We start from the raw sequence: 23,096 nt of genomic DNA, 5'->3' as shown, positions 1-23,096 counted from the left end.
ACGCAGACTAGGGCTCTTCGTCGTCCGTTCTGACGCGACACGCACGTTCGAGCAGCACTCCTGCCGCCACCACCGCGGCCGCCGCGCCCGCCGCGAACAGGGAGCGCCACAGGCGCTGGTCGGCCAGCTCGGTGTCGACGCCTACCCAGCTGAGCGCGTAGCCGAGGTAGCCGCCGGCCGTCAGCGCGCCGACGTAGGCGCAGGCGCGGGCGAGCACCAGCCGGTTGACCGCCTGGTGCGGCTCCAGCCGCACCCGGTGCACGTGCACCGACCGCCAGGTCGCCCACGCGGCGGCGGCCAGGATCGCCGCGACCATCGCCAGCGCCGTGGGCTGCGCCCAGGTGACGACCGTGGGGGTGTCGAACAGGCGGCCCGAGACCGGGCGCCACAGCCAGCCGAGCGCCAGGCCGGCGACCGCCCAGGCCGCGAGCGCGGCCGGGGAGGTGGGCCCCATCCGCGCGAGCGGGTCGGGGTCCCGCTCCGGGTCGGGCGGGGAGGTCACTCGACCTCGAGCACCAGGTCGTCCCGCTTCTTCATGCCGTCCTCGCCGATCGTGGCCAGCAGCTCGGAGATGGGTCCCGAGTCGGGGAGCTCGGCCCCCGGCTCGAGGTCGAACCAGGGCCGCAGCACGAACGCCCGCTGCGCCGCCCGCGGGTGGGGCAGCTGCAGGCCGGGCTCGTCGGCACGGCGGTCGCCGACGACGACCAGGTCGACGTCGAGGGTGCGCGGGGCGTTGCGGACCTGCGAGCGGTCGCGCTCGTAGGCGTCCTCGATCGCCAGCGCGCGGTCCATCAGGCGGGCGGCGGCGAGCGTGGTGTCGGCGAGGACGACGGCGTTGAGGAACGGCGCGGAGTCGGGCGGGCAGTCGACCGGCTCGGTCTCGTAGACCGGTGAGACCGCCGTGATCCAGACCTCGGGGGTGTCGGCGAGGGCCTGGACGGCGCCCTGCAGGTTGTCGATGCGGTCACCCAGGTTGGACCCCAGCGCGATCACCGCACGGCGGATCGGACGCATCTCGCCGGTCAGGGTGTCGGCGTCGACGATGTTGGGGTTGGGGGTCTCAGTCACGGGGGCCCTCGCGTTTCCGGGTGATCGTCAGCGCCACGTCCCGAAACGTGGCGTCGATGGGGGCGTCCGGCTTGTGAAGCGTGACGCGCACCCATTCAACACGGACGTCCAAGAGGCAGACGTCCGCGATCCTCTGGGCGAGGGTCTCGATCAGGTCGACCGGATCGTTCTCGACGGCGGCTTTCACCGAGGTCACGAGACTTCCGTAGTCGACGGTGTCGTGCAAGTCGTCGGAGGCCGCCGCAGCCGCGGTGTCGAGGCCCAGCACGAGGTCGACGACGAACGCCTGTCCCTGCCGCTTCTCGAAGTCGAAGACGCCGTGGTGACCCCAGCACTCGACGCCCAGCACGGCCAGCTCGTCGGTCATCGGTCCTCCTCCCGGTCCGGTTCCCGCGACAGCGCCTCGACCACCGCGAGCGCGTCGCGACAGGACCGTACGTCGTGCACCCGCAGGCCCCACACCCCGGCCCGGGCGCACAGCGTCGTGACGGCGGTGTTGGCCGCCTCGCGCTCGTCGACGGGCCGCGGGGCGCCGTCGGGGCCGGCCAGCAGGGTGCCGAGGAACGACTTGCGGCTGGCCCCCACCAGCAGCGGTCGGCCCAGGACGTCGAGCGCGTCGAGGGAGGCCAGCAGCGCCCAGTTGTGCTCGCCGCGCTTGGCGAAGCCCAGCCCGGGGTCGAGGACCACCCGGCGCTCGTCGACGCCGGCCGCGCGCACGGCGTCCAGCCGTGCCCCCAGCTCGTCGCGCACGGCGGCGACCACGCCGCCCGGCCCGTCGTAGGAGGCGAAGTCGGTCATCCGGTCGGAGTGGGCCCGCCAGTGCATCGCGACGTAGACGACGTCGGCGGCCGCCACCACGTCGAGCACCTCGGGGTCGGCCAGCCCACCGGAGACGTCGTTGACGATCCGGGCCCCCACGTCGATGGCGGCCCGGGCGACCTCCGCGCGCATGGTGTCGACCGACACCACCGCCCCCTCGGCGGCGAGCGCCTCGATCACGGGTACGACGCGGGCCAGCTCCTCGGCCACCAGTGGCCGGGTCGCGCCCGGGCGGGTCGACTCGCCGCCGATGTCGATCAGGTCGGCGCCGTCGGCCAGCAGCCGGCGGCCGTGGGCGATCGCGGCCTCGGGGCTGGTGAACCGGCCGCCGTCGGAGAAGGAGTCGGGCGTGACGTTGACGACCCCCATCACCCGCGGGCGGGCCCGGGGCTCCAGGAGCGACGCCGTCGAGGTCACGTGCGGCAACCTATCGGGCCGCCCGGGGGCCCGCGTCGGGGTGGCTCAGAACGAGTAGCCCATCTCCTGGATCGGCTGGGCGAACAGCTCGGCCACCCGGGCTGCGGACTCCTCGGTGTAGAACCGTCGGTAGTCGGCCCCCGCCGGTCGGGCCCCGCCCTTGGCCCGCGGCAGGTCGGGCTCGCCGGGAAGGCCCAGGTGGTGCCACACCTCGGCCAGGTCGTCGGCCAGGTGCTCGTAGCGGAGCACCCGGTCGACCGCGACCTTGCCCTCGAAGTGGTACATCTGGAAGTTGCGCACGGCCAGGGTCTCGGGCCGCGGCCCGGCGAGGTACTCCTCGAAGGTGGGCGGGTCGTCGAGGTTGCGGGTCACCCAGAAGTACAGCGACACCACGGCGTCCCACGGGTTGCGCTCGATGGCGAACCGGTAGTGCGACGACCACTCCTGCCAGCCGATGATCCGGCGCAGCTTGCCGGCCCGGATGTGCTCGGTCACCCGGTGCGGCAGCGGCGGCGACTCGTAGTTCTGCGGCGGTCGACCGCCGCGCTCGCGGCGCAGCACCTCGTCCTCGGCCGGCAGCGGGGTGATCACGTCCTCGGGCCCGCAGACCCGCGACAGCGCGATCTCGACGCTGGTGCCGGCGGTCTTCAGCGTCTTCATGAAGATGAAGCCGTGCTGGCGGGACAGGATCACTGGCGGCGCACTCCTGGGGCGTGAGGTGGTCGGTCAGCGGCCGGCGAGCCGGCGCAGGCGGCGGCGCGCACCGCCGGCCAGCACCCGCCAGGCCGGGCGTGGGGGCGGGGGAGGCGGCGTCTTCCGCCGGGGTCGGGGCCGCGCGACGTCGTACGACGGCACCAGCTTCTCCAGGTTGAACGGCCGCGCCGGGTCGATCAGCCAGGTGTTGGCCTCGTGCTCGACGTGGTGGTCGCGGAACTGCGCCCAGCGCTGGACGGCCAGCCGGGTGGGGTGGACGAGCCCCTCGTACTTCTTCGCCCCGGCGGTGAACTCCCAGTCGTCGCCGGTGAGCATCGCGCCGGGGAACAGCGCGTGGCACACGTCGAGGTCGCGGATCACGGCGTCGAAGCGGTGGTCGCCGTCGATGTAGACCAGGTCGACGTCGAGGCCGGCGTCGTGGACCTCGATCAGTCCCTCGGGCGAGGGGCGCCGGATCGGCACCAGCCGGTCGCGGTGCTCGAAGTTGAAGGTGAGGAACAGCTCGTAGAAGGCGTCCGGTTGGTCGCGGAACGACTGGAGGGTGTCCCAGCCGCGGTAGCTGTACCAGTCCGGCCACGGGTCGACCGAGACCACGCGGGTGCCCTCGATCCCGAGGAACCGCCGGGTGCTCCCGCCGAACTCCGCGCCGATCTCGAGCACGACGGGCGCGGGGGTCTCGGACGCCGCCAGCGCCCGTGCGATGAGCTCGAAGCCGCGGGCGGGTCTGCCGACCGGCGCCACCCCCGGGTGCGGCGGCTCGGCGGGCCACGGGTGGGCCCGGGCCAGGTCGTCGAAGGCGTCGGGTCTGGTCACCCGGCCGAGCCTAGTGGCCGGGCGGCGGTGAGGAGCCCTCGCTCCGGCGCCACCGGACGGCGGTTGGCGCACCGCTGCCCCGGCGCCGCCCCGGGCGGCGGTGAGCAGGCCTCGGAACGGCACGCTCGAACGGCGGCTGGCTCACCGCCACCCCGGCGCCACCCCAGGCAGCGGTGAGCACACCCCGCAACGACACCACCAAACGGCGGCTGACACACCGCCACCCCTGCGCCACCCCAGGCAGCGGTGAGCACACCCCGCAACGACACCACCAAACGGCGGCTGACACACCGCCACCCCTGCGCCTGCGTCAGTGCGTGCCGCGGATCAGCGCCATCGCCTCGCTGCGGGTGGCGGCGTTGGAGCGCATCGTGCCGCGCACGGCGGAGGTGATGGTGCGGGCTCCGCGCTTCTTCACCCCGCGCATGGTCATGCACAGGTGCTCGGCCTCGATCACCACGATCACGCCGCGGGCCTCGAGCAGCCGCATCAGCGCGTCGGCCACCTGGGTGGTCAGCCGCTCCTGCACCTGCGGGCGCTTGGCGTAGACGTCGACCAGCCGCGCGAGCTTGCTGAGGCCGGTGATCTTGCCGGTGGTCGCGGGGATGTAGCCGACGTGGGCGACGCCGGTGAACGGCACCAGGTGGTGCTCGCACATCGACCACAGCTCGATGTCGCGCACCAGCACCAGCTCGTCGTGGCCGAGGTCGAAGGTCGTGGTGAGCACGTCCTCGGGGGCCATCCGGAGCCCCACCGTGAGCTCGGCGTACGCCCGGGCGACCCGGGCCGGGGTGTCGACCAGGCCCTCGCGGTCGGGGTCCTCACCGATGGCGGCGAGGAGCTCGCGTACGGCGGCCTCGGCGCGCGGCTGGTCGAAGGCGGGCACGTCCTCGGGCCGCCGCTCGATGCGGTCGATGGGGTCGGTCATCGGCTCAGGTGGGTCCGGCGCCGCCCGGGGAGGGCGGGGTCGGCGGGACCTGGCCGCCGCCGAGCTCGGGGTCGTGGACGTCGCCGCCCGACCCGGGCGGGGTCAGGATCGCCCCGGCCTGCGCGGTGGCGGCGCCGTTGGCGGCCGCCCGGTCGCGGATCGCCTGCGGGATCTCGATCGGGGGGATGGCCGAGGGCGTGCGGTCGGGCGAGCCCGTCCACGCCGGCCGCTCGGGACGCCGGCGCAGCGGCTCGAAGATCCGGGCGACCTGCTCCTTGTCGAGCGTCTCCTTGTCGAGCAGCTCGAGCACCAGCGCGTCGAGGACGTCGCGGTTCTCCTCCAGGATGTCGAACGCCTCCTGGTGGGCCACCGCGAGGAACTTCTTCGTCTCGTCGTCGATGATCGCGGCGACGTCCTCGGAGTAGTTGCGCTGGTGGCCCATGTCACGGCCGAGGAACGGCTCGGAGGTGGAGTCGCCGAGCTTGATCGCGCCCAGCCGCTCGGTCATGCCGTACTGGGTGACCATCGCGCGGGCGAGGCTGGTGGCCTTCTCGATGTCGTTGCCGGCGCCGGTGGTGGGGTCGTGGAAGACCATCTCCTCGGCCGCCCGGCCGCCCAGCATGTAGGCGAGCTTGTCGAGCATCTCGGCGCGGGTCTGGGAGTACTTGTCCTCGTCGGGCAGCACCATCGTGTAGCCCAGCGCCCGGCCGCGCGGCAGGATCGTGATCTTGTGCACCGGGTCGGTGCCCGGCAGGGCCGCCGCGACGAGGGCGTGGCCGCCCTCGTGGTAGGCCGTGATGAGCAGCTCCTTCTCGCTCATCAGGCGGGTGCGCCGCTGCGGACCGGCGATCACCCGGTCGATGGCCTCGTCGAGCGAGGAGTTGGTGATCAGCTTCTCGTTGCCGCGCGCGGTGAGCAGCGCGGCCTCGTTGAGCACGTTGGCGAGGTCGGCGCCGGTGAACCCGGGGGTACGGCGGGCCACGGCGAGCAGGTCGATGTCGGTCGACATCGGCTTGCCCCGCGAGTGGACCTTGAGGATCTCGTGGCGACCGGCCAGGTCGGGGGCGTCGACCTGGATCTGCCGGTCGAAGCGGCCGGGCCTCAGCAGCGCCGGGTCGAGCACGTCGGGCCGGTTGGTGGCGGCGATCAGGATGACCCCGCCGCGCACGTCGAAGCCGTCCATCTCGACCAGCAGCTGGTTGAGCGTCTGCTCGCGCTCGTCGTGCCCGCCGCCCATGCCGGCGCCCCGGTGGCGGCCGACGGCGTCGATCTCGTCGATGAAGACGATGGCCGGGGCGTTCTCCTTGGCCTGCTCGAACAGGTCGCGGACCCGTGAGGCGCCCACGCCGACGAACATCTCCACGAAGTCCGAGCCGGAGATGGAGTAGAACGGGACGCCGGCCTCGCCCGCGACGGCGCGCGCGAGCAGCGTCTTGCCGGTGCCGGGCGGGCCGTAGAGCAGCACGCCCTTGGGGATCTTGGCGCCGACGGCCTGGAACTTGGCGGGCTCCTGGAGGAACTCTTTGATCTCGCCGAGCTCCTCGATGGCCTCCTCGCAGCCGGCGACGTCGGCGAACGTCGTCTTCGGCATGTCCTTGGAGATCAGCTTCGCCTTGGACTTGGCGAACTGCATGACCCCGCGGCCGCCGCCCTGCATGTTGTTCATCAGGAACAGGAAGAGCCCGACGATGAGGATGATCGGCAGCAGCGTGATGAGCAGCGAGCCCAGGAAGCTGGGCTGGGGCACGTCGGTCGTGTACTTCTCGATCGTGCCCTCGTCGACCTGCTCCTGCACCGCGTTGACGATGTCGCGCTGGGTGCCGGCCAGCCAGTAGGAGGTGACCTCCTTGTCGGAGCGGTCGACGTCGTCGTCGAGGACCGCCTTGATCTGCTGGTCACCTCCGTCGACGAAGGTGATCTCCTTGACCTCGCCCTTCTCGATGTACTCGAGCATCCGGTCGGAGGAGATCTCGTCGCCACCGCTGTTGGGGGCGAGGAGCTGCATGGCGACGAGCACGCCGACCACGGCCAGGACGATCCAGAGCCAAGGCCCCTTGACTAAGCGCTTCACAGGCTTCTTTCGCAATCAACACGTCTGAACCCACGACGGTACATGTCGCGGGCAACGACCATTCTCGCAGCAGCGACCGCCCGGGGCACCAGCGGCGGGCGTGATCGCGGTGCCGGCGCCGGTTGCCGGCGGGGGTGGTCAGGAGTAGACGTGGGGCGCCAGGGTGCCGATGTCGCGCAGGTTGCGGTAGCGCTCGCGGTAGTCGAGGCCGTAGCCGACGACGAACTCGTTGGGGATGTCCCACCCGACGTACTTGACGTCGACCGGCATCTGCAGCGCCTCCGGCTTGCGCAGCAGGGTCGCGATCTCGACGCTCGCGGGGTTGCGCGAGACCAGGTTGGAGGTCAGCCACGACAGCGTGAGGCCGGTGTCGATGATCTCGTCGACGATCACGACGTGGCGCCCGGAGATGTCGGTGTCGAGGTCCTTGAGGATCCGCACGACGCCGCTCGACTTGGTGCCGGAGCCGTAGGAGGTGACCGCCATCCAGTCCATCTCGACGTGCCGGGCGAAGGCCCGGGCGAGGTCGGCCATCACCATCACCGCACCGCGCAGCACGCCGACGATCAGCAGGTCCTGACCCTCGTAGTCGTGCTCGATCCGGGCGGCCAGCTCACCGATCCGCTCCTGGATCTGGGCCTCGGTGAAGAGGACGTTCACCAGGTCGTTCTCCACGTGGGCAGAGTCCATGGGCGTCAGCCTTGCACAGTGGTCCGGCGGAACCGCAGCAGGTGCCCGTCGCGGAACGCGGTCACGTGCCCGGGCAGCTGGGCCACCCGATGGTCGGCCGGCCCGGCGACCAGGTCGACCAGCGCCTGCACGTGCACCCGGAACAGCTCGGCGTCGGTCGCGCCCGCCGCCAGCGCCGCCCGGCGCAGCACCCGGCCGAGCACGGCCGGTGGCTGGCGGGCCGCCCGCAACGAGTCGACGCCGTGCGGGCCGACGAGCGCGTCGTACGCCGCGTCGGCGAGGTCGTCGAGGTGGTCCATGTCCTGGCGCAGCTGGTCGGCGGTGCGGGCCAGGGCGGCGGCGATGCCGGGGCCCAGCTCGTCCTCGAGCACCGGCAGCACCCGCTTGCGCACCCGGGCCCGGGTGTAGGCGGGGTCGACGTTGTGGGGGTCGTTCCAGAACTCGATGCCCTCGACCTGGCAGGCGGTCACCGTGTCGACCCGGGTGACGTCGAGCAGGGGGCGCCGGTAGCGGTCGAAGGAGCGGCGCATCCCGGCGATCGACCGCCCGCCCGAGCCGCGGGCCAGGCCCATCAGCACGGTCTCGGCCTGGTCGTCGAGGGTGTGGCCGAGCAGCACGACGTCGGCGCCGAACCGCTCCGCCACCTCGTCGAGCACGGCGTAGCGGGCCCGGCGGGCGGCGGCCTCGGTGCCGCCGTCCCCGGCCACCTGCACGCGCACCGACACGGTCTCGTCCACCCCGAGGCCGGCCATCTGGCCCACCACGTGGGCGGCGTGCTCCGCCGAACCGTCCTGCAGCCCGTGGTCGACGGTGACACCCACGACGCGCACCCCGGCGGTCCGGGCCTCGAACACGGTGGCCGCCAGCAGGGCCAGCGAGTCGGCCCCGCCCGAGCAGGCCACCAGCACCGCGCGCGGCCGGTCGGGCTCCGTGGCGGCCAGGTCGGCCAGCGTCCGCCGTACGGCGAGGCGGACGGCGGCGACCGAGGGGTGCAGGCTCACGCCGTGAGCACCCGCCGCACCCAGTCGTCGGGGGCGGCGATCTCGGCCTTGGTCGGCAGGTTCTCGGGACCGGCCCAGACGGCGTTGAACTCCTCCATCCCGACCTTGTCGACGACCGAGCGCACGAACGCCGCGCCGTCGCGGTACTGGGCCATCTTGGCGTCGAGACCCAGCAGCCGGCGCAGGAACCGGTCGAGCACCCCGACCCCCTTGCGGCGCTGGGTGAACTTCTTGCGGATCGCGGCCACGCTCGGGATGACGGACGGGCCGACGCCGTCCATCACGACGTCGGCGTGCCCCTCGAGCAGCGACATCACGCCGGTCATCCGGTCGAGCAGCGCCTTCTGCTCGGGGGTGCCCACCAGCTCGAGCAGGTTGCCACCGCGGGCCCCGCCCTTGATCGCCTCGAGCAGCCGCGGCAGCCCCTCCTCCACGAGGTTGGTGGGCTCCATCGAGTCGGCCAGGCTGCCGATCTCGTCGAAGAGGTGGCCGCGCATCCACGGCACCGCCGTGAACTGCACCCGGTGGGTCTCCTCGTGCAGGCAGACCCAGAGCCGGAAGTCGGACGGGTCGGCACCGAGCTCGCGCTCGACGTGGACGATGTTGGGCGCGACGAGCAGCAGCCGGCCGTGGGGGTCGTGGAACGGGTCGAACTGGCCGAGCACCTTGCCGGCCAGAAAGCCCAGCACGCCCCCGACCTCCGCCCCGGTGACCCGCGACCCGATCGCCCGCGCCACCGCACCGGGAGGCCGCTTCTCGGTCATCTTGCCGGTGATCGGCCCGAGGATGGTGCGGAACGCGTCGGCGTTCGCCTGCACCCAGCCGGGCCGGTCGACGACCAGCAGCGGCGCCGTGCCGGCCGGCGCGTCGAGCCCGGTGAACGCCTTGACGAGACCGGTCGACCGCTCCGCCCCGGCCCGCAGCTCCGCGACGGCGGCGTCCGCCTCCTCGCGGCCCACGACCGGCCCGTCCCCGGCCAGCCGCGACCCGATCCGGACCGCCAGGTCCCAGTCGACCATCCCGTCGTCACTCATGCTGCGAACCTATCCGGCCGCCGTTCGGCGGCCGCGCTGCGCTGGTCGAGGAGGTCGCGCTGGCGACTGTCTCGAAACCCCAGGCGACCGAACGCCCTCGGGGGGGAACTGCGCTGGTTGAGGTGCGAGCGGAGCGAGCCTCGAAACCCCCGCACCCGAACGCCCTCCGGTGGGGACGGGAGGGCTCCCGCCTCACCGGGTCTCGAGACAGGACTTCGTCCTTCCTCGACCAGCGCAGGCACCGGTGGTCGAGCAGCGACGAGCCCCAGCGAGGAGCGCCCGTCGAGACCCCCGCACCCGAGCGCGACCGGTAGGGACGGGAGGGCTCTCGTCTCACCGGGTCTCGACGACGCTCGCTGGCGCTCGCTGCTCGACCAGCGGTAGTCACCGGCGCCCGCTGCCCGAGTAGCGGCGGGCGTCGTTCCTCACCCGGCCGAGGGGGCCACCGAGCAGCGACAGGCGCCGAGGGCGCCGGCTGCGCGGTCGAGGACGCGCTGGGCGTAGTCGTCGTCCTTCTTGCGGATCCGGTCGGCCATCAGCACGAAGAGGTACGGCGTGCCGTCGCGGTCGGTGCCCACGCCGGCGAGGCTGCGGACGTTGGTGAGGGTGCCGGTCTTGGCGCGCACGCTGCCGCGACCGGCGGGGTCGCCCTCGTCGAACCGGTAGGCAAGCGAGCCGGTGAAGCCGGCGACCGGCAGCGAGCCGAGCACCGAGTGGAGCGCGGGCCGGTCGGGGGCGGTGGCGGCCGCGAGGGCGGCGACCAGCGCCTCGGGGCTGATCCGGTTCTCTCGGGAGAGGCCGCTGCCGTCGCGCAGCCGCAGGCCCTGCTGCGGCACCCCGAGCTCGGCGAGCACCGCCTCGGTCGCGGCGGCACCGCCCTCGAAGCTGCCCTCCTGGCCCCGGGCCAGCCCCACGTGGTGGGCCAGCACCTCGGCGGCCTCGTTGTCGCTGACCAGCAGCACCCGCTCGACGATCTCGCGCACCGGCGGGCTCGCCAGCGACGCCAGCTCGGCACCGCCCGCACCCGCGACGCCGCGCTGCGGCTCGCCGACGACCTCGATCCCGGCCCGCGAGAGCGCCCCGGCGAACGCCGTCGCGGCGACCAGCGAGGGGTCCTCGACCCGGCCGTAGCCCTCGGCGGGCCGGCCCTCGTCGACCCAGAGCGCGGTGACCGGGGCGACCACGTCGCCGCGGTAGGTCGGCGGCCACGCGGGGTTGAACGACGGCCCGGCGAACAGCGAGTCGTCGTAGCCGACCCGCACCCGGGTGCGGCCCCGCTCGCGCAGCGACACCGCCGTCTGCTGGGCCAGGGTCTCCACGTCGGCGCGCTCGGCGGGGTACGCCGTCTCGCCGTCGGGCGGGGCGGACCCCAGGAGCGGGTCGCCGCCACCCACCAGCACGACCCGGTTGCCGCCACCGGCGACCACGCGGGTCGTGAACCGGTGCTCGGGGCCGAGGGCGACCAGGGCGGCCACCGCGGTCACGACCTTGGTGGTCGAGGCCGGCACGGCGGCGCCCGAGCCGCGGTCGTGGACGACCTCCCCGGTCTCGAGGTCGACGACGGTCGCCAGCACGTGCGGGCCCAGGCGCGGGTCGGCGAGGTGGGGGGCCAGCGCCCGGCGTACCTTCGCCGGCGCCAGGCCTGGCCCGTCGGCGGGCGCGGCCACCGGCGCGCCCGCCGGCAGGACCGGCAGGTCCAGCCCGGGGGGCGGCGCGACCGCGGCGGGCGAGACCGGCTCGCGGTCGTCGCCGGTGAGGTGCTCGTACCAGGGCACGACGAGGTCGAGCCGCCACGCCGCCACGCCCGCGGCGGACAGCGCCAGGACGACGACGAGCGCGACGAGGCGGCCCACGAGGCCGCGGTCGTCGTGGGATCGGTCACGTCGGGGCACCGGTGCTCCTGTCCGTTTGCGCGCTCCGGCCCATTGTGCGCGACACTGGCCCGGGCCCGCGGACGTGGGCCGGTCGACGTGAGTGGAGGCAAGGGACGTGCTGGAGTTCGACGTGCTGGTGGAGATCCCCAAGGGTCAGCGCAACAAGTACGAGGTCGACCACGAGTCGGGTCGGATCCGCCTCGACCGGACCCTGTTCACCTCCACGCAGTACCCCGCCGACTACGGCTACATCGAGCACACCCTCGGCCTCGACGGCGACCCGCTCGACGCGATGGTGATCCTCCAGGAGCCCACCTTCCCCGGTTGCCTCATCAAGTGCCGTGCGATCGGCATGTTCCGGATGACCGACGAGGCCGGCGGCGACGACAAGGTGCTGTGCGTGCCGGCCACCGACCCGCGCCTGGAGCACCTGCGCGACATCAGCCACGTGTCGAAGTTCGACCGGCTCGAGATCCAGCACTTCTTCGAGGTCTACAAGGACCTCGAGCCCGGCAAGTCGGTCGAGGGCGCCGAGTGGGTCGGCCGCACCGAGGCGGAGGCCGAGGTGGCCGCGTCGTTCGAGCGGCTCAAGGAGAACCCCGGCGCCATCCACTGAGGCATCCACTGAGGCCGGTCAGCCGCCGCGCTTCACGCCGCGGAAGTAGCCGATCGCGCCGCTCGTCGTCAGCGTGACGTCGTCGCAGCGCACCCCGAGCCACGCCCGCACGGCGTCGCGGGTGCACCCCGGGCCGAGCAGACCCGCGAGCCGGCCGACCCGCCGCAGCGGCTCGAAGCGCAGGCCGGTGTCGTTGAACAGCGCGCTGCCGGTGACGACCCCGCCCGGACGCAGCACCCGCAGCATCTCGACCACCGCCAGCGCGGGGTCGGGGAAGCAGTGCAGGCCGGTGAACGAGACCACCAGGTCGAACTCGTCGTCGGCGAAGGGCAGGGCGCCCACGTCGGCGAGGCGGGTGGTGACCTGGTCCTCGACCCCGCGGTCGCGCGCGGCCGCGGTGGTGCGGTCGAGCATCTCCGGGGCGATGTCGGCGGCGACGTAGTCGACCCCCTGGCCGGGCCGCAGCCCGCGCAGGGCGACCCCGCCGCCGCAGGGCACGTCGAGCACCCGGGCCCCGGCCGGCTGCCGCCCGATCTCGTCGGCGGCGCGGTAGAGCAGGCGCAGGTCGCTGTTGATCCCGGCCCGCCAGAGCGCGCCTCCCGCCCGCGGGTGCTCGACGGTCCAGTCGTAGAACGACGCCCAGAGCGGGTCGTCGGACCAGCCTCCGAGTCCGGGCACCCTCATCAGATCAGCTCGGGCGAGCGGAGCATCGCCTCGGGCACGCCGAACCCGTCGACGTACTCCCGGGCGAGCGGGCGGATCTTGCGGCACAGCTCGTTGATCTCGCGGCTGATCGACTTGGAGCGCTGGACGGTGAGCCGGCCGTGCTCCATGAACCAGGCGCGGTCGGCCTCGATGGTGCACAGCGCGTGGAGGTCGCACAGCAGGTTGAGCGCGACCTTGAGGTCGCCGTCGGGCAGCGCCGCGGTCTTCTCGACGAACGCCTCGAGCACCAGGCGCTCGACGTGGGCGCGGGCGGCCGCGATCACGTGGTCCTGCACCTGCGAGAACACCGTGCCGGGGTTCATGTCCTGGTCGATGCCGCGCTTGAGGCGCCGGGCCACGCCGGCGAGCATGTGCTCCTCGCGGTAGCGCAGCATCGCGAGCTGGTAGGCCGGGTCGAGCAGCCCGGCCTCCTGGTCCCAGTCGTCCCCGCCGGGCATGAGGTCGCGGACCCGCTCCAGCAGCTTGTGCACCGAGGTCCGCTCGATCACGGTGTCGACGGCCAGGCTGGCGACGAAGCGGACCATGCCGAACTGGTCGAGGTCCTCGAACTCGCTGGAGTAGTCGGTGAGCAGACCCTTGGCCACCAGCTGCAGCAGCACGGTGTTGTCGCCCTCGAACGTCGTGAAGACGTCGGTGTCGGCCTTGAGCGCGGCGAACCGGTTGACCGCGAGGTAGCCGGCGCCGCCGCACGCCTCGCGGCTCTCCTGGATCGCCCGGGTGGCGTGCCAGGTGCCGAGCGCCTTGGTGCCGGCTGCCCGCGACTCGAGCTCGCGGCGCACCTTCTCGTCGCTCACCGCGCCGCTGAACACGTCGTGGCACTGCGCGGCCACGACCTCCTGGGCGAAGTGGAGCGCGTAGGTCCGGGCCAGCAGCGGGAACAGCCGGCGCTGGTGCTGGCCGTAGTCGAGCAGCAGCTCCTCCTCGTCGTCCGACGTGGCCTCGAACTGGCGGCGCCGCAGCGCGTAGCGGACGGCGATCGTGAGCGCCACCTTGGCGGCGTTGATGCCGGCGCCGCCGACGCAGACCCGGCCCTGCACCAGGGTGCCGAGCATGGTGAAGAACCGGCGGTTGGGGTTGTCGATCGCGCTCTCGTAGACGCCCTCGGGCGTCACGTCGGCGAACCGGTTGAGCAGCGCGGTGCGCGGCACCCGCACGCCGTCGAACCAGAGCTTGCCGTTGTCGACGCCGTTGAGGCCCATCTTGAGGCCGTCGTCGGCGATCCGCACGCCAGGGGCGGGCTCGCCGTCGACCCGGATCGGCACCACGAACGCGTGCACGCCGTGCGACTCCCCCGCCACCTCGAGCTGCGCGAAGACCACGGCGAGCTCGGCGTGCTGGGCGGCGTTGCCGATGTAGTCCTTGCTGGCGTCGTCGCGGGTCGTGGTGATCACGAACTCCTGGCTCGCGGCGTCGTACGTCGCGACCGTGCCGAGCGCCTGGACGTTGGAGCCGTGGCCGGTCTCGGTCATCGCGAAGCAGCCCATCACCGAGCCGGTCACGAGGTCCGCCAGGTAGGCGTCGTGGTGCCGCTGGGTGCCGAGCTGGAGGATCGCGCCGCCGAACAGGCCGAACTGTACGCCCACCTTGACCAGCACCGACAGGTCGCCGAAGGCCAGCGTCTCGAACGCCGCGAGCGAGGCACCGATGTCGCCACCGCCGCCGTACTGCTCGGGGAAGCCCATGCCCGTCTGGCCGGTCGCGGCCATCTCGACCACGACCTCCTTGACCCGCTCGCGGAACTCCGCCTGCGAGAGCGTCTCGGCCTCCTCGAGGATCGAGGCGTAGTCGACGAGGTTGGTGCGCACCAGCTGGCGCACGTCGGCGTAGCGACCGTCGAGCAGCGCGGTCAGCGCCGGCACGTCGATCGTCGGCTGCACGTAGGTGCCGGGCGCGGCGGCCTCGGGGACGCTGGTCTCGGGGGCGCTGGTCTCGGTGGCCATGGCGACAAACCTACTGGCGGTACGCCGCCGCGGTCACCGCACGTGGGGGTGGGCCGACGCCTCAGGGACGGGCGAAGAAGTTGGGTGTGATCCAGTAGTACATCGAGACCTCCTCGACGCCGCGGCCCGGCCGGGGCGCGTGGATCATCCTGTCGCCGCCGACGTAGAGCGCGACGTGGTAGATCGAGGACGGCCGGCCCGAGTCGCCCCAGAACAACAGGTCACCGGGGCGCAGCTGCGACTTGGAGATCGGGGTCGACTGCTCGTACTGGGCGACCGAGTAATGGGGCAGCGACTTCCCGCCGGCGCGCCACGCGGCCATGGTCAGGCCCGAGCAGTCCCAGGCGCCGGGACCGGCAGCGGCCCACTTGTAGGGCTCGCCGAGCTGGGCGCGGGCGAAGGCGATGGCGGCCGACGCACCGCCGCCGGGGGCGGGCGGGGTCGGGTCGGCGGGCTCGGCGGGCTCCTCGGCGGCCGGCTCGTCCGCCGGCTCCTCGGTCGGCTCCTCGATGGGCTGCTCGACGGGCTCCTCGGCGGCGCCGGTCGGCCCGGCGGGCTGGTCCTGCTGCTCCTGCGCGGCCTGCTCGGCGGCCTCCTGGGCGGCCTCCTGGGCGGCGGCCTGCTGGGCGGCCTGCTCGAGGGCCTCCTGACGCTGCTCGGCCAGCTCGACGCTGACGCCCTGCAGGCGGGCCAGGTCGGCCACCAGCCGGTCGCGCTCGGCGGCGACCGCGCCGGCCTCGGCCTCGGCGGCGGCCGCGGCCGACATCGCCGCGTCGCGCTTGCTGCGCGTCGCCGCCTCGGTGCGGCCGGCCTTCTCGCGGGCCGCGACGGCCTGGTCGGCCGCGGTCTCGGCCGCCTCGGAGGCCTGGGTGAACTCCGTGTGCCGCGCGTCGAGGGCGGCTTGGGCGTTGTCGACGCTGGCGAGCCGCCCCATGACCTCCTCGACGCCGTCGGCCTGCCCGATCGCGCCGAGCGCGCCCAGGCTCGGGGACATCTGGTAGCTCTGCACCACCGCGTCGGCGTACAGCTCGCGCTGGGTCGCCAGGGCCCGGTCGGCCGCGGCCGCAGCCCGCTCGGCACGCTTCGCCTCGCGGCGGGCCTGCTGCGCGGCGTAGCGGGCGCCGTTGTAGGCCTCCGCCGCCCGGCCGGCCTCGACCTGGGCGGCCTGGAGCCGGGCGGTCGCCGCGCTCAGTGCGGCCTGCACCGACGCGACGTCGTCCTTGCGGTCGCGCACGTCCTGCCGCGCGTCCCGCACGTCCTGCGCGGTCGGCGCGTCGCTGCCGGGGTCGGCGGCGGCCAGCTGCGCGGTGCCGGCGACACCGCCGGCGACCAGGCTCAGCGCGGCCACGGCGACGGCGGCGCGACGGCCGGTCACGGGCAGGCGAAGGACGGTGCGGGGAAGAGGCACGCGGACGAACCTAAGTCACATTCGCCCCAAATGCCACAAAATCCTCAGATTTCTCACCAGTCCCCGGCGTGTCGGCTTGCGAATCACAACGATGTCATTCTCGAGAATCGGCGGTCGAGCAGCGAGGAGCGACCACCGGCGCTGGTTGAGGTGCGAGCGAAGCGAACCTCGAAACCCCCGCCGGCCGAACGCCCTCCAGTGGGAACGGGAGGGCTCGCGCCTCACCGGGTCTCGAGGCTCGTCGCCAGGGCTCCTCGCACCTCGACCAGCGCAGGCACGCCGCCGTCGAGAACCCCGCACCCGGACGTCCTCCGGTGGGAACGGGAACGGCTCGGGTCTCGCCGGGCAACGAGGGACTTCGTCCCTCCTCGACCTGCGGGCGGTCAGTCGCGCAGGACGGGTACGGCGGAGGTGGTGGTCGTCGGGTGCGAGGCGGTGCCCTTGCGCTCGAACTTCTGGCCGCTGGCGATGCCGCCGACGTAGAAGGCGACCAGGGCGATCACGATGCCGGCGAGGTCGTCGGCGAGGTAGTGCCAGCCGAAGTAGATGGTGGCGATGATCGTCAGCCCGAAGTTGACCCAGCAGGCGATCCGGGCCGCGCGGTTGCGGATCGTGTACTGCACCATCAGCGCGAGCAGCAGCGTGATCGCCGTGTGCAGGCTCGCGAACCCCGCAACGGTCTGCATGGCTCCCTCGACGCTCCCGTGGAGCACCGTGTGTCTGTCCTCTGCGAGGGAGTCCATCAGCCGGCTGGTGGGGGTGTAGGTCAGGTCGGTGTAGAGCTCGACGTAGCGGAAGCCCGGGCCGAGTGTCGGCAGCGCGTAGTAGGAGAGCGTGCCGAGGGTCCAGGCCACGCACTGCGAGGTCACGAACCAGTAGCCGAAGCTCATGTTGCGCGACCACACCAGCCAGGCGGTGACGCCGAGCGGCACCATCGGCAGGAACCACAGGTAGATGTAGCTGAGCACGTGGGCCGAGATGTTGGTGCCGAGCATCGAGTGGATGATCGTGGCCGGCTCGTGCCCGAAGAACAGCGCCTTGTCGAGCAGGTGCAGCTCGCGGTCGTACTTGGTGTCGCCCATGATCGAGGGCAGGAACGACTTCAGGTTCCGGTACGACACGTAGACGATGTAGAAGCAGATGATCCCGAGCGCGACCAGCGTCATCCGCTCGCGGCTCCAGTGGCTGCGCAACCGCTCGCGGACGACCGTGGGCATCCGCTTGGGGTTCAGCCGCGCCTGCCACACCAGCCGGGGCAGCATGTCGAGCAGCAGCGCGCCGAAGAGCAGCAGCGGCAGCCGGATGTAGGACGGGCCGAGGAAGCTGCCCTCGGGGTCGCCCAGGGGCTTGTCGAGGACGATCGCCGCGACGACCGCGAGCCCGCCCATGAGCAGGGCGTTGCCCACGAGGAGGGCGTAGGCGCGGCGGTACACGCGGGTCAGTCTAGGGAGAGGTCCTCCCGGGCGGCACCCGGGAGGACGGCGAGCCGGGTGCGGTCCACGACCAGGTGCACCTCCTGGCCCGGCGCGGCCGGGTGGTCGAGGGGAGCCACCGCGTCCAGCGCGCCGGCGCCGACGACGTCGACGACCAGCCGCACCTGTTCGGGGGTCGCGCGGGCCGACACCACCGTCGCGGCGAGCGGGCCGCGCTCGGCCAGCGCCAGCGCGGAGCGGCGTACGGCGACGGCCGACCCGGGTGCCGCCGGCAGTCCCGCGGCGGCGAGCACCCGCGCCGCGGCCCCGCCCTCGAGCACCGAGGCGTAGCCGAGGAACAGCGCGGTCGCGGCGTCGACCGGCGCACGCCAGACGGCGTCGATGTCGCCGTGCTGCACCAGCCGACCGTCGCGCATCACAGCGATCCGGTCGGCCACCGCGAACGCCTCCTCGTGGTCGTGGGTGACCATCAGCGCGGTGGTGCCGGCCGCGCGCAGGATCCGGGACAGGTCGCCGGCCAGCCGCTCGCGCAGGCCGGCGTCGAGGGCCGAGAGCGGCTCGTCGAGCAGCAGCAGCCGCGGCTCGACGGCCAGCGACCGCGCCAGCGCGACCCGCTGCCGCTCGCCGCCGGACAGGGTCGCGGGCAGCCGGTCGCCGTAGCCGGAGAGCCCGACCAGCTCCAGCAGCTCGGCCACGCGGGTGGCGGTGTCGCGGGCCCGGCGCAGCCGCAGCGGGTAGGCGACGTTGCGGGCCACCGTGAGGTGCTGGAAGAGCTGACCGTCCTGGAACATCAGCGCGAAGCCGCGCTTGTGCGTGGGGGTGCCGGCCAGGTCGGCGCCGTCCCACGTGACGCGTCCCGACCGCACCGGCTCGAGTCCGGCGATCGCGCGCAGCAGCGTGGACTTGCCCGAGCCGGACGGGCCCAGCACGGCGAGCACCAGGCCGTCGGGCAGGTCGAGCGAGACGTCGACGACGGCGGGGACGCCGTCGTAGTCCACGTCGACGTGGTCGACACCGAGCATCAGAACGCTCCCAACGACGGGACCCGCAGCCGCTCGACCGCGAGCATGACGACGGCCGTGGTGGCGGCCAGGACGACGGAGGCCGCGAGCGCCATGCCGTAGTTGGCGGCGCCCGGGTGGCCGATGAGCCGGTAGATGGCGACCGGCAGGGTGAGCCGCTCGTCGCGGGCGAGGAACGACGTGGCGCCGAACTCGCCGAGCGACACGGCGAACGCGAAGCCGGCTGCGGCGAGCAGCGGCCGCCACACCACCGGCAGGTCGACGGTGAGGGCGGCCCGTAGCGGACCCGCCCCGAGCGAGGCGGCCGCCTGGCGCTGGCGCTCGTCGACCGACGCCAGCACCGGGGCCAGGGTGCGCACGACGAGCGGCAGCGCCACCAGCGCCTGGGCGACCGGCACCAGCAGCGCCGAGTCGCGCAGCTCCAGCGGCGGGCGGCCCAGCGTGATCAGGAAGCCGAAGCCGAGGGTCACCGCCGAGACCCCCAGCGGGAGCATGAAGAACCCGTCGAGCACGCCGCGCAACCGCCGTTCGGCCCGGCCGCGCGAGCGACGGGAGACCACGACCGCCACCAGGGTGCCGAGCACCAGCGACATCCAGGTGGCGTCGACGGCCGTGCGCAGTGACAGCAGGAGCGCGTCGCTCGCCGGCTGGAGGAGCGCCTCGTCGGCGCCGCGCCCGGCGAGGGCGCGGTAGTGGTCGAGCGTCCACCGGTCGCCCTGCCGCAGCGACCCGACGACGAGCGAGACCACCGGCAGCGCGACGACCACCAGCAGCAGCACGGTGGCCACCACCGGCGCGGCGTCGCCCGGACGGACCCGGCGCGGACGGGCCACCACCCGGGCCAGGCTGGGGTCGGGCACCCGCCGGAGGCGGCCGGCCACGACCAGCAGCGCGGTCACCGCGACCAGCTGGACGATCGACAGCGCGGCGGCCGCCTGGAGGTCGAGCAGGTTGGTGGTGAGCAGGTAGATCTCGGTCTCCACCGAGGAGTAGCGCAGTCCGCCGAGGGTCAGCACGACGCCGAACGACGTGGCGCAGAACAAGAAGACCACGCTCGCCGCCGAGACGATCGAGGGCCGCAGCGCCGGCAGGGTCACCGTGCGGAACACCTGGGCGGGGCTGGCCCCGAGCGCCGCGGCGGCCTCGCCCGGGCGGGGGTCGAGCGACTCCCAGGAGGCGCCCACCGACCGGATCACCACGGCGACGTTGAAGAAGGCCAGCGCCCCGACGATGGCCACCGGCGTGCCGTCGAGACCGAGGAAGCCCAGCGGCCCGGCCTCGCCCAGCAGCTGGCGGAAAGCGACGCCCACCACCACGGTCGGCAGCACGAACGGCACCAGCAGCGCGGCCCGGATCGTGCGGCGCAGCGGCAGCGCCAACCGGTGCAGCGCGTACGCCGCCGGCAGCCCCAGCACCACGCTGACCGCGGTCGCCAGCCCAGCCGACCAGATCGTGAACCAGAGCACGCGGTGCACCCGGGGCCGGGTCAGCACCTCCAGCACCGCGCCGGGGTCGAAGCGCCCGTCGGGCCAGAAGCCGCGGGCCAGCATCCCGGAGACCGGGAGCACGAAGAAGACGGCCAGCACCAGGACCGGCACCGCGGCCAGCCCCAGCAGGGTGAGGGCGCGCCTCATCGCGAGGTGACGTCGCTCCACTCACGCAGCCAGGCGTCGCGGTTGGCGCTGATCTCGGCGGGGTCGACCGACCACGGGTCGTCCGGCTGCACCGCGAACTCCGCCCACTCCGCCGGCAGCTCGACCTCCGACGACACCGGGAAGACGTACATCGAGGTCGGCAGGGCCGCCTGCACCTCGGGCCCGGTGAGGAACTGCACGAGCTCGCGCGCCCCCTCGGGGTTCTCGGCCCCGGCCAGCACGCCGGCGTACTCCACCTGGGTGAAGCAGGTGTCGAGCAGCGCCGCGGTGGTGGTGGTGCCGTCGTCGGCGATCGTGAACGCCGGCGAGGAGTCGTAGGACAGCACGATCGGCCGGTCGCCCCCGCCGCCGCCCTGGGTGAAGTCGACCTGGTAGGCGTCCGACCAGCCCTCGGTGAGCTTGGCGCCGTTGGCCACCAGGTCGCGCCAGTACGACGGCCAGTCGTCGCCGAAGGCCGCGACGGTGGTGAGCAGGAACGCGAGGCCCGGCGAGCTGGTGGCCGCGCCGGGGAGGACGAGCTGGTCGGCGTACTGCTTGCGGGTGAGGTCCTCCAGCGTCGCGGGCGGCTCGACGCCCTGCTCGGCGAACCACGTGGTGTCGACGTTGATGCAGACGTTGGCGTTGTCGACCGGCACCAGGCGGTCGGCACCGTCGCCGTCGAGCGCGAACCGGTCTGCGCCGGCGGGCAGCTCGGCCTCGGCGGTGTCGAAGACGCCCTCGTCGAGCGCCCGGCTGGCGAACGTGTTGTCGACGCCGAACGCCGCATCGCCGGTGGGGTCGTCCTTGGTGAGCACGAGCTTGTTGGTGAGCGCGCCGGCGTCGCCGGACGCCCGGAGCACGAGGTCGTAGCCCGACTCCTCTTCGAACTGCGCGACCACCTCGTCGGGCAGGGCGAACGACTCGTGGGTGACCAGCACGACCTGCTCGGCCTTGCCGGCACCCTCGTCGTCGCCTCCCCCACCGAGCGAGCAGCCCGCCGTGGTGGCCGCCAGGGCCAGGCCGAGGACGGTGATTGACGCATGCGTGCGACGCATCGATGACTCCCTTCGCCGGTGCTAACCGGAGCAGGTTCGGAGGGTCTGCGGCGGATCCGCACTCTCAGCACCACGGGGTGCTCCCCTGTCTTGTCCTCCCAACCTACTGGGTGCCCTCGCGGCCGGGGCCAGCCCCCTGCTCTGTGAGACTTCGACCGTGCCGACCACCCGTGCCCTGGCCTTCGCCGACCTCGATGCCGCGACGGCGTACGCCGTGTGGCGGCTGCGGCAGGACGTGTTCGTCGTGGAGCAGCAGTGCCCCTACCCCGACCTCGACGGCCGCGACGACGAGCCCGGCACCCGCCACGTGCTGCTCGAGGACGACGGCGCCCTCCTCGGCGTCGCGCGGGTGCTCGACGACGGCGAGGTCTGGCGGGTCGGCCGCGTCGTGCTCGCCCCCGCCGCCCGCGGCCGCGGCCTCGCCGACGTCCTGATGACCGCCGCCCTCGCCGCCTGCCCCGCCCGCCCCGTCGTCCTCGACGCCCAGTCCCCGCTCGCCGACTGGTACGCGTCGTTCGGCTTCACCGTCACGGGCCCCGAGTTCCTCGAGGACGGCATCCCCCACCTCCCCATGCGCCGCGACCCGGCTGCTGGTTGAGGAAGTTGCGCTGGCAACTGTCTCGAAACCCCGTACGGCCGAACGCCCTCCGGTGGGGACGGAGGGCTGTCGTCTCACTAGGTTTCGAGACGGGACTTCGTCCCTCCTCAACCAGCGAGCAGCGCTGCTCGACCAGCGACGGGGTGGTCCGTCAGTCGGGGACGGGAGGGGCGTAGCGGAACGAGCCGTCGGGGTCGCGGGTGCGGGTGACCCGGCCCTGGGCGGCGAGCAGGTCGAGGTGGGCCTTGGTCTCCATCGCCGCCATGCCCTGGCTGAAGACGTCGAGGGTCGGGAAGGCCTTCTCGTGGCGGGTCCAGCCGAGGTGCTGGGCGGCGTCGTGGCCGGTGCGGGCCCCGCCGAGCACGGCGGCGAGGGTCTGGTCGAGGCGGCCCCCGTGGAAGGCGAGCAGCTGGTCGACCCGCTCGTGGGACGACATGCCCACCGGGCCGTGGGCGGGCAGCACCCGCAGGTCGGGGAGGGCGCGCACCTTGGTCAGCGAGGCCATGAAGTCGCCCAGCGGCTGCGGCGTCGGCGGCACCGTGAACCCGATCGACGGGGTGATCGTCGGGAGCACGTGGTCGCCGGCGAAGAGTAGGCCCGCGGCGCGCTCGGCGAAGACGAAGTGGCCCGGCGTGTGGCCCGGTGTGTGCACGGCGTCGAGCGTGCGGCTGCCGACCTCGAGCTGCTGGTCGCCCTCGAGCCAGGTGTCGGGGTAGGCCCACATCGCGGCGTCGGGCAGGTCGCCGTCGGCGTCGAGCCGCACCCACTGGGCGGCGACGTCGTGGGCGCCGGCCGACTCGAGCACCTCGATGAACGGGCTACGGGTCAGCTCGTGCACGTTGTTGAGCAGCTCGAGCGCCGGCTGCTCGTCGCGGCCGAGCGCCACCTCGGCCCCCACCTCGGCGCCGAGCACCCGGGCGAGTGTGTAGTGGTCGCGGTGCACGTGGGTGACGAGGAACCGCCGGATGTCGCGGAAGTCGTGACCGATCGACCTCAGGCAGCGCTGCAGCAGGTCGCGCGCGACCTCGATCGACCAGCCGCCGTCGACGAGGGTGAGCCCGTCGTCGTTCTCGACGACGTAGACGTTCACGGCGCGCAGGCCGTCCATCGGGAGCGGCAGCGGCACCCGGTGGACGCCGGGCGAGACCTCCCAGGCGCCCTCGGCGGTCCAGTGCTCGCCGGAGTCGGGTGAGACCGCGTACGCCGTGGAGGTGCCGGGGTCGTGAGCCACCCTG

22 protein-coding genes and 1 riboswitch are annotated in these 23,096 nt (G+C 73.5%); of the genes, 2 read left to right on the top strand and 20 right to left on the bottom strand.

Translation table 11 applies throughout. The annotated features are described in order from the left end of the window. Nucleotides 1–7: 7 nt before the first annotated feature. From JT721_RS06065 to dacB, 12 genes are all read right to left on the bottom strand, one after another. The gene (locus JT721_RS06065; protein WP_205472037.1) at nt 8–454 is read right to left on the bottom strand and encodes a DUF3180 domain-containing protein; all 447 of its coding nucleotides are present in this window, start codon (nt 452–454) and stop codon (nt 8–10) included. A 44-nt stretch (nt 455–498) separates the two neighbouring features. Further along, nucleotides 499–1,068 carry a 2-amino-4-hydroxy-6-hydroxymethyldihydropteridine diphosphokinase gene (gene folK / locus JT721_RS06060; RefSeq protein WP_205472036.1) on the bottom strand — a complete coding sequence of 190 codons (570 nt, stop codon included), beginning with the start codon at nt 1,066–1,068 and terminating at the stop codon, nt 499–501. Further along, a complete protein-coding gene (folB, locus tag JT721_RS06055; protein WP_205472035.1) occupies nt 1,061–1,435 on the bottom strand; it encodes a dihydroneopterin aldolase in 375 nt (124 codons plus the stop codon). The genes folK and folB overlap by 8 nt, the downstream gene beginning before the upstream one ends. Further along, the gene (gene folP, locus JT721_RS06050; protein ID WP_205472101.1) at nt 1,432–2,256 is read right to left on the bottom strand and encodes a dihydropteroate synthase; all 825 of its coding nucleotides are present in this window, start codon (nt 2,254–2,256) and stop codon (nt 1,432–1,434) included. The genes folB and folP overlap by 4 nt, the downstream gene beginning before the upstream one ends. Nucleotides 2,257–2,349: 93 nt before the next feature. Beyond that, on the bottom strand, nt 2,350–2,997 hold the full coding sequence (locus JT721_RS06045) for a hypothetical protein (protein ID WP_205472034.1): 648 nt from the start codon (nt 2,995–2,997) through the stop codon (nt 2,350–2,352). 33 nt (nt 2,998–3,030) lie between these two features. Further along, on the bottom strand, nt 3,031–3,831 hold the full coding sequence (locus JT721_RS06040; RefSeq protein ID WP_205472033.1) for a class I SAM-dependent methyltransferase: 801 nt from the start codon (nt 3,829–3,831) through the stop codon (nt 3,031–3,033). Between the two features lie 310 nt (nt 3,832–4,141). Then, nucleotides 4,142–4,759, bottom strand: a complete 618-nt coding sequence (folE, locus tag JT721_RS06035; RefSeq protein ID WP_205472032.1) for a GTP cyclohydrolase I FolE — start codon at nt 4,757–4,759, stop codon at nt 4,142–4,144. A gap of 4 nt (nt 4,760–4,763) precedes the next feature. Beyond that, a complete protein-coding gene (gene ftsH / locus JT721_RS06030; RefSeq protein ID WP_205472031.1) occupies nt 4,764–6,830 on the bottom strand; it encodes an ATP-dependent zinc metalloprotease FtsH in 2,067 nt (688 codons plus the stop codon). A 138-nt stretch (nt 6,831–6,968) separates the two neighbouring features. Further along, entirely contained in the window at nt 6,969–7,520 is a 552-nt protein-coding gene (hpt, locus tag JT721_RS06025) for a hypoxanthine phosphoribosyltransferase (protein WP_205472030.1), read from the bottom strand. A gap of 5 nt (nt 7,521–7,525) precedes the next feature. After that, the gene (tilS, locus tag JT721_RS06020; protein WP_205472029.1) at nt 7,526–8,521 is read right to left on the bottom strand and encodes a tRNA lysidine(34) synthetase TilS; all 996 of its coding nucleotides are present in this window, start codon (nt 8,519–8,521) and stop codon (nt 7,526–7,528) included. After that, on the bottom strand, nt 8,518–9,555 hold the full coding sequence (locus JT721_RS06015; protein WP_240340211.1) for a zinc-dependent metalloprotease: 1,038 nt from the start codon (nt 9,553–9,555) through the stop codon (nt 8,518–8,520). The genes tilS and JT721_RS06015 overlap by 4 nt, the downstream gene beginning before the upstream one ends. A 425-nt stretch (nt 9,556–9,980) precedes the next feature. Then, complete coding sequence (gene dacB, locus JT721_RS06010) at nt 9,981–11,447, bottom strand: D-alanyl-D-alanine carboxypeptidase/D-alanyl-D-alanine-endopeptidase (RefSeq protein WP_205472028.1); 1,467 nt, start codon at nt 11,445–11,447, stop codon at nt 9,981–9,983. A 100-nt stretch (nt 11,448–11,547) separates the two neighbouring features. Here dacB and JT721_RS06005 point away from each other — a divergent pair, with 100 nt between their 5' ends. Further along, complete coding sequence (locus JT721_RS06005; protein ID WP_205472099.1) at nt 11,548–12,045, top strand: inorganic diphosphatase; 498 nt, start codon at nt 11,548–11,550, stop codon at nt 12,043–12,045. Nucleotides 12,046–12,063: 18 nt separating this feature from the next. Here JT721_RS06005 and JT721_RS06000 read toward each other — a convergent pair whose 3' ends face one another. The 7 genes from JT721_RS06000 to JT721_RS05970 form a co-directional block, all read right to left on the bottom strand. Beyond that, nucleotides 12,064–12,729 (bottom strand): class I SAM-dependent methyltransferase, encoded by a 666-nt coding sequence (locus JT721_RS06000; RefSeq protein WP_205472027.1) that lies wholly within the window; start codon nt 12,727–12,729, stop codon nt 12,064–12,066. Continuing rightward, nucleotides 12,729–14,711, bottom strand: coding sequence for an acyl-CoA dehydrogenase (locus JT721_RS05995; protein ID WP_205472026.1), 1,983 nt, complete (start codon nt 14,709–14,711; stop codon nt 12,729–12,731). The genes JT721_RS06000 and JT721_RS05995 overlap by 1 nt, the downstream gene beginning before the upstream one ends. Before the next feature lie 61 nt (nt 14,712–14,772). Then, nucleotides 14,773–16,086: an NlpC/P60 family protein gene (locus JT721_RS21645; RefSeq protein WP_205472025.1), complete on the bottom strand. Its 1,314-nt coding sequence runs from the start codon at nt 16,084–16,086 to the stop codon at nt 14,773–14,775. 416 nt (nt 16,087–16,502) lie between these two features. Further along, entirely contained in the window at nt 16,503–17,552 is a 1,050-nt protein-coding gene (locus tag JT721_RS05985; RefSeq protein ID WP_307827911.1) for a phosphatase PAP2 family protein, read from the bottom strand. Nucleotides 17,553–17,557: 5 nt separating this feature from the next. Next, nucleotides 17,558–18,574 carry an ABC transporter ATP-binding protein gene (locus JT721_RS05980; protein WP_205472024.1) on the bottom strand — a complete coding sequence of 339 codons (1,017 nt, stop codon included), beginning with the start codon at nt 18,572–18,574 and terminating at the stop codon, nt 17,558–17,560. Next, entirely contained in the window at nt 18,574–20,208 is a 1,635-nt protein-coding gene (locus JT721_RS05975) for an iron ABC transporter permease (RefSeq protein ID WP_205472023.1), read from the bottom strand. The genes JT721_RS05980 and JT721_RS05975 overlap by 1 nt, the downstream gene beginning before the upstream one ends. Further along, a complete protein-coding gene (locus JT721_RS05970; RefSeq protein ID WP_205472022.1) occupies nt 20,205–21,263 on the bottom strand; it encodes a thiamine ABC transporter substrate binding subunit in 1,059 nt (352 codons plus the stop codon). Before JT721_RS05970 ends, JT721_RS05975 begins: the two co-directional genes overlap by 4 nt. Beyond that, a riboswitch (TPP riboswitch) is annotated at nt 21,254–21,360 on the bottom strand. Its footprint overlaps the gene before it by 10 nt. A 60-nt stretch (nt 21,361–21,420) precedes the next feature. Between JT721_RS05970 and JT721_RS05965 the strand changes: the two genes are divergently transcribed. After that, nucleotides 21,421–21,861 carry a GNAT family N-acetyltransferase gene (locus tag JT721_RS05965; protein ID WP_205472021.1) on the top strand — a complete coding sequence of 147 codons (441 nt, stop codon included), beginning with the start codon at nt 21,421–21,423 and terminating at the stop codon, nt 21,859–21,861. A gap of 151 nt (nt 21,862–22,012) precedes the next feature. On the opposite strand, the gene JT721_RS05960 is transcribed toward JT721_RS05965, so the two are convergent. Next, nucleotides 22,013–23,092 carry an MBL fold metallo-hydrolase gene (locus tag JT721_RS05960; protein WP_205472020.1) on the bottom strand — a complete coding sequence of 360 codons (1,080 nt, stop codon included), beginning with the start codon at nt 23,090–23,092 and terminating at the stop codon, nt 22,013–22,015. Nucleotides 23,093–23,096: the final 4 nt, after the last annotated feature.

Source organism: Nocardioides sp. SYSU D00038, assembly GCF_016924665.1.
In the GTDB taxonomy this organism is placed as follows: Bacteria; Actinomycetota; Actinomycetes; order Propionibacteriales; family Nocardioidaceae; genus Nocardioides.
Note: the sequence above shows the minus strand (reverse complement) of the source record. Positions and strands in the feature narration are given on the sequence as shown.

Bases quoted from the DNA above. Each gene is read 5' to 3' on its own strand.
- JT721_RS06065 (WP_205472037.1), bottom strand. From the start codon at position 454: ATGGGGCCCACCTCCCCGGCCGCGCTCGCGGCCTGGGCGGTCGCCGGC.
- folB (WP_205472035.1), bottom strand. From the start codon at position 1,435: ATGACCGACGAGCTGGCCGTGCTGGGCGTCGAGTGCTGGGGTCACCAC.
- folP (WP_205472101.1), bottom strand. From the start codon at position 2,256: ATGGGGGTCGTCAACGTCACGCCCGACTCCTTCTCCGACGGCGGCCGG.
- folE (WP_205472032.1), bottom strand. From the start codon at position 4,759: ATGACCGACCCCATCGACCGCATCGAGCGGCGGCCCGAGGACGTGCCC.
- hpt (WP_205472030.1), bottom strand. From the start codon at position 7,520: ATGGACTCTGCCCACGTGGAGAACGACCTGGTGAACGTCCTCTTCACC.
- JT721_RS06015 (WP_240340211.1), bottom strand. From the start codon at position 9,555: ATGAGTGACGACGGGATGGTCGACTGGGACCTGGCGGTCCGGATCGGG.
- JT721_RS06000 (WP_205472027.1), bottom strand. From the start codon at position 12,729: ATGAGGGTGCCCGGACTCGGAGGCTGGTCCGACGACCCGCTCTGGGCG.
- JT721_RS05995 (WP_205472026.1), bottom strand. From the start codon at position 14,711: ATGGCCACCGAGACCAGCGCCCCCGAGACCAGCGTCCCCGAGGCCGCC.
- JT721_RS05980 (WP_205472024.1), bottom strand. From the start codon at position 18,574: ATGCTCGGTGTCGACCACGTCGACGTGGACTACGACGGCGTCCCCGCC.
- JT721_RS05975 (WP_205472023.1), bottom strand. From the start codon at position 20,208: ATGAGGCGCGCCCTCACCCTGCTGGGGCTGGCCGCGGTGCCGGTCCTG.
- JT721_RS05970 (WP_205472022.1), bottom strand. From the start codon at position 21,263: ATGCGTCGCACGCATGCGTCAATCACCGTCCTCGGCCTGGCCCTGGCG.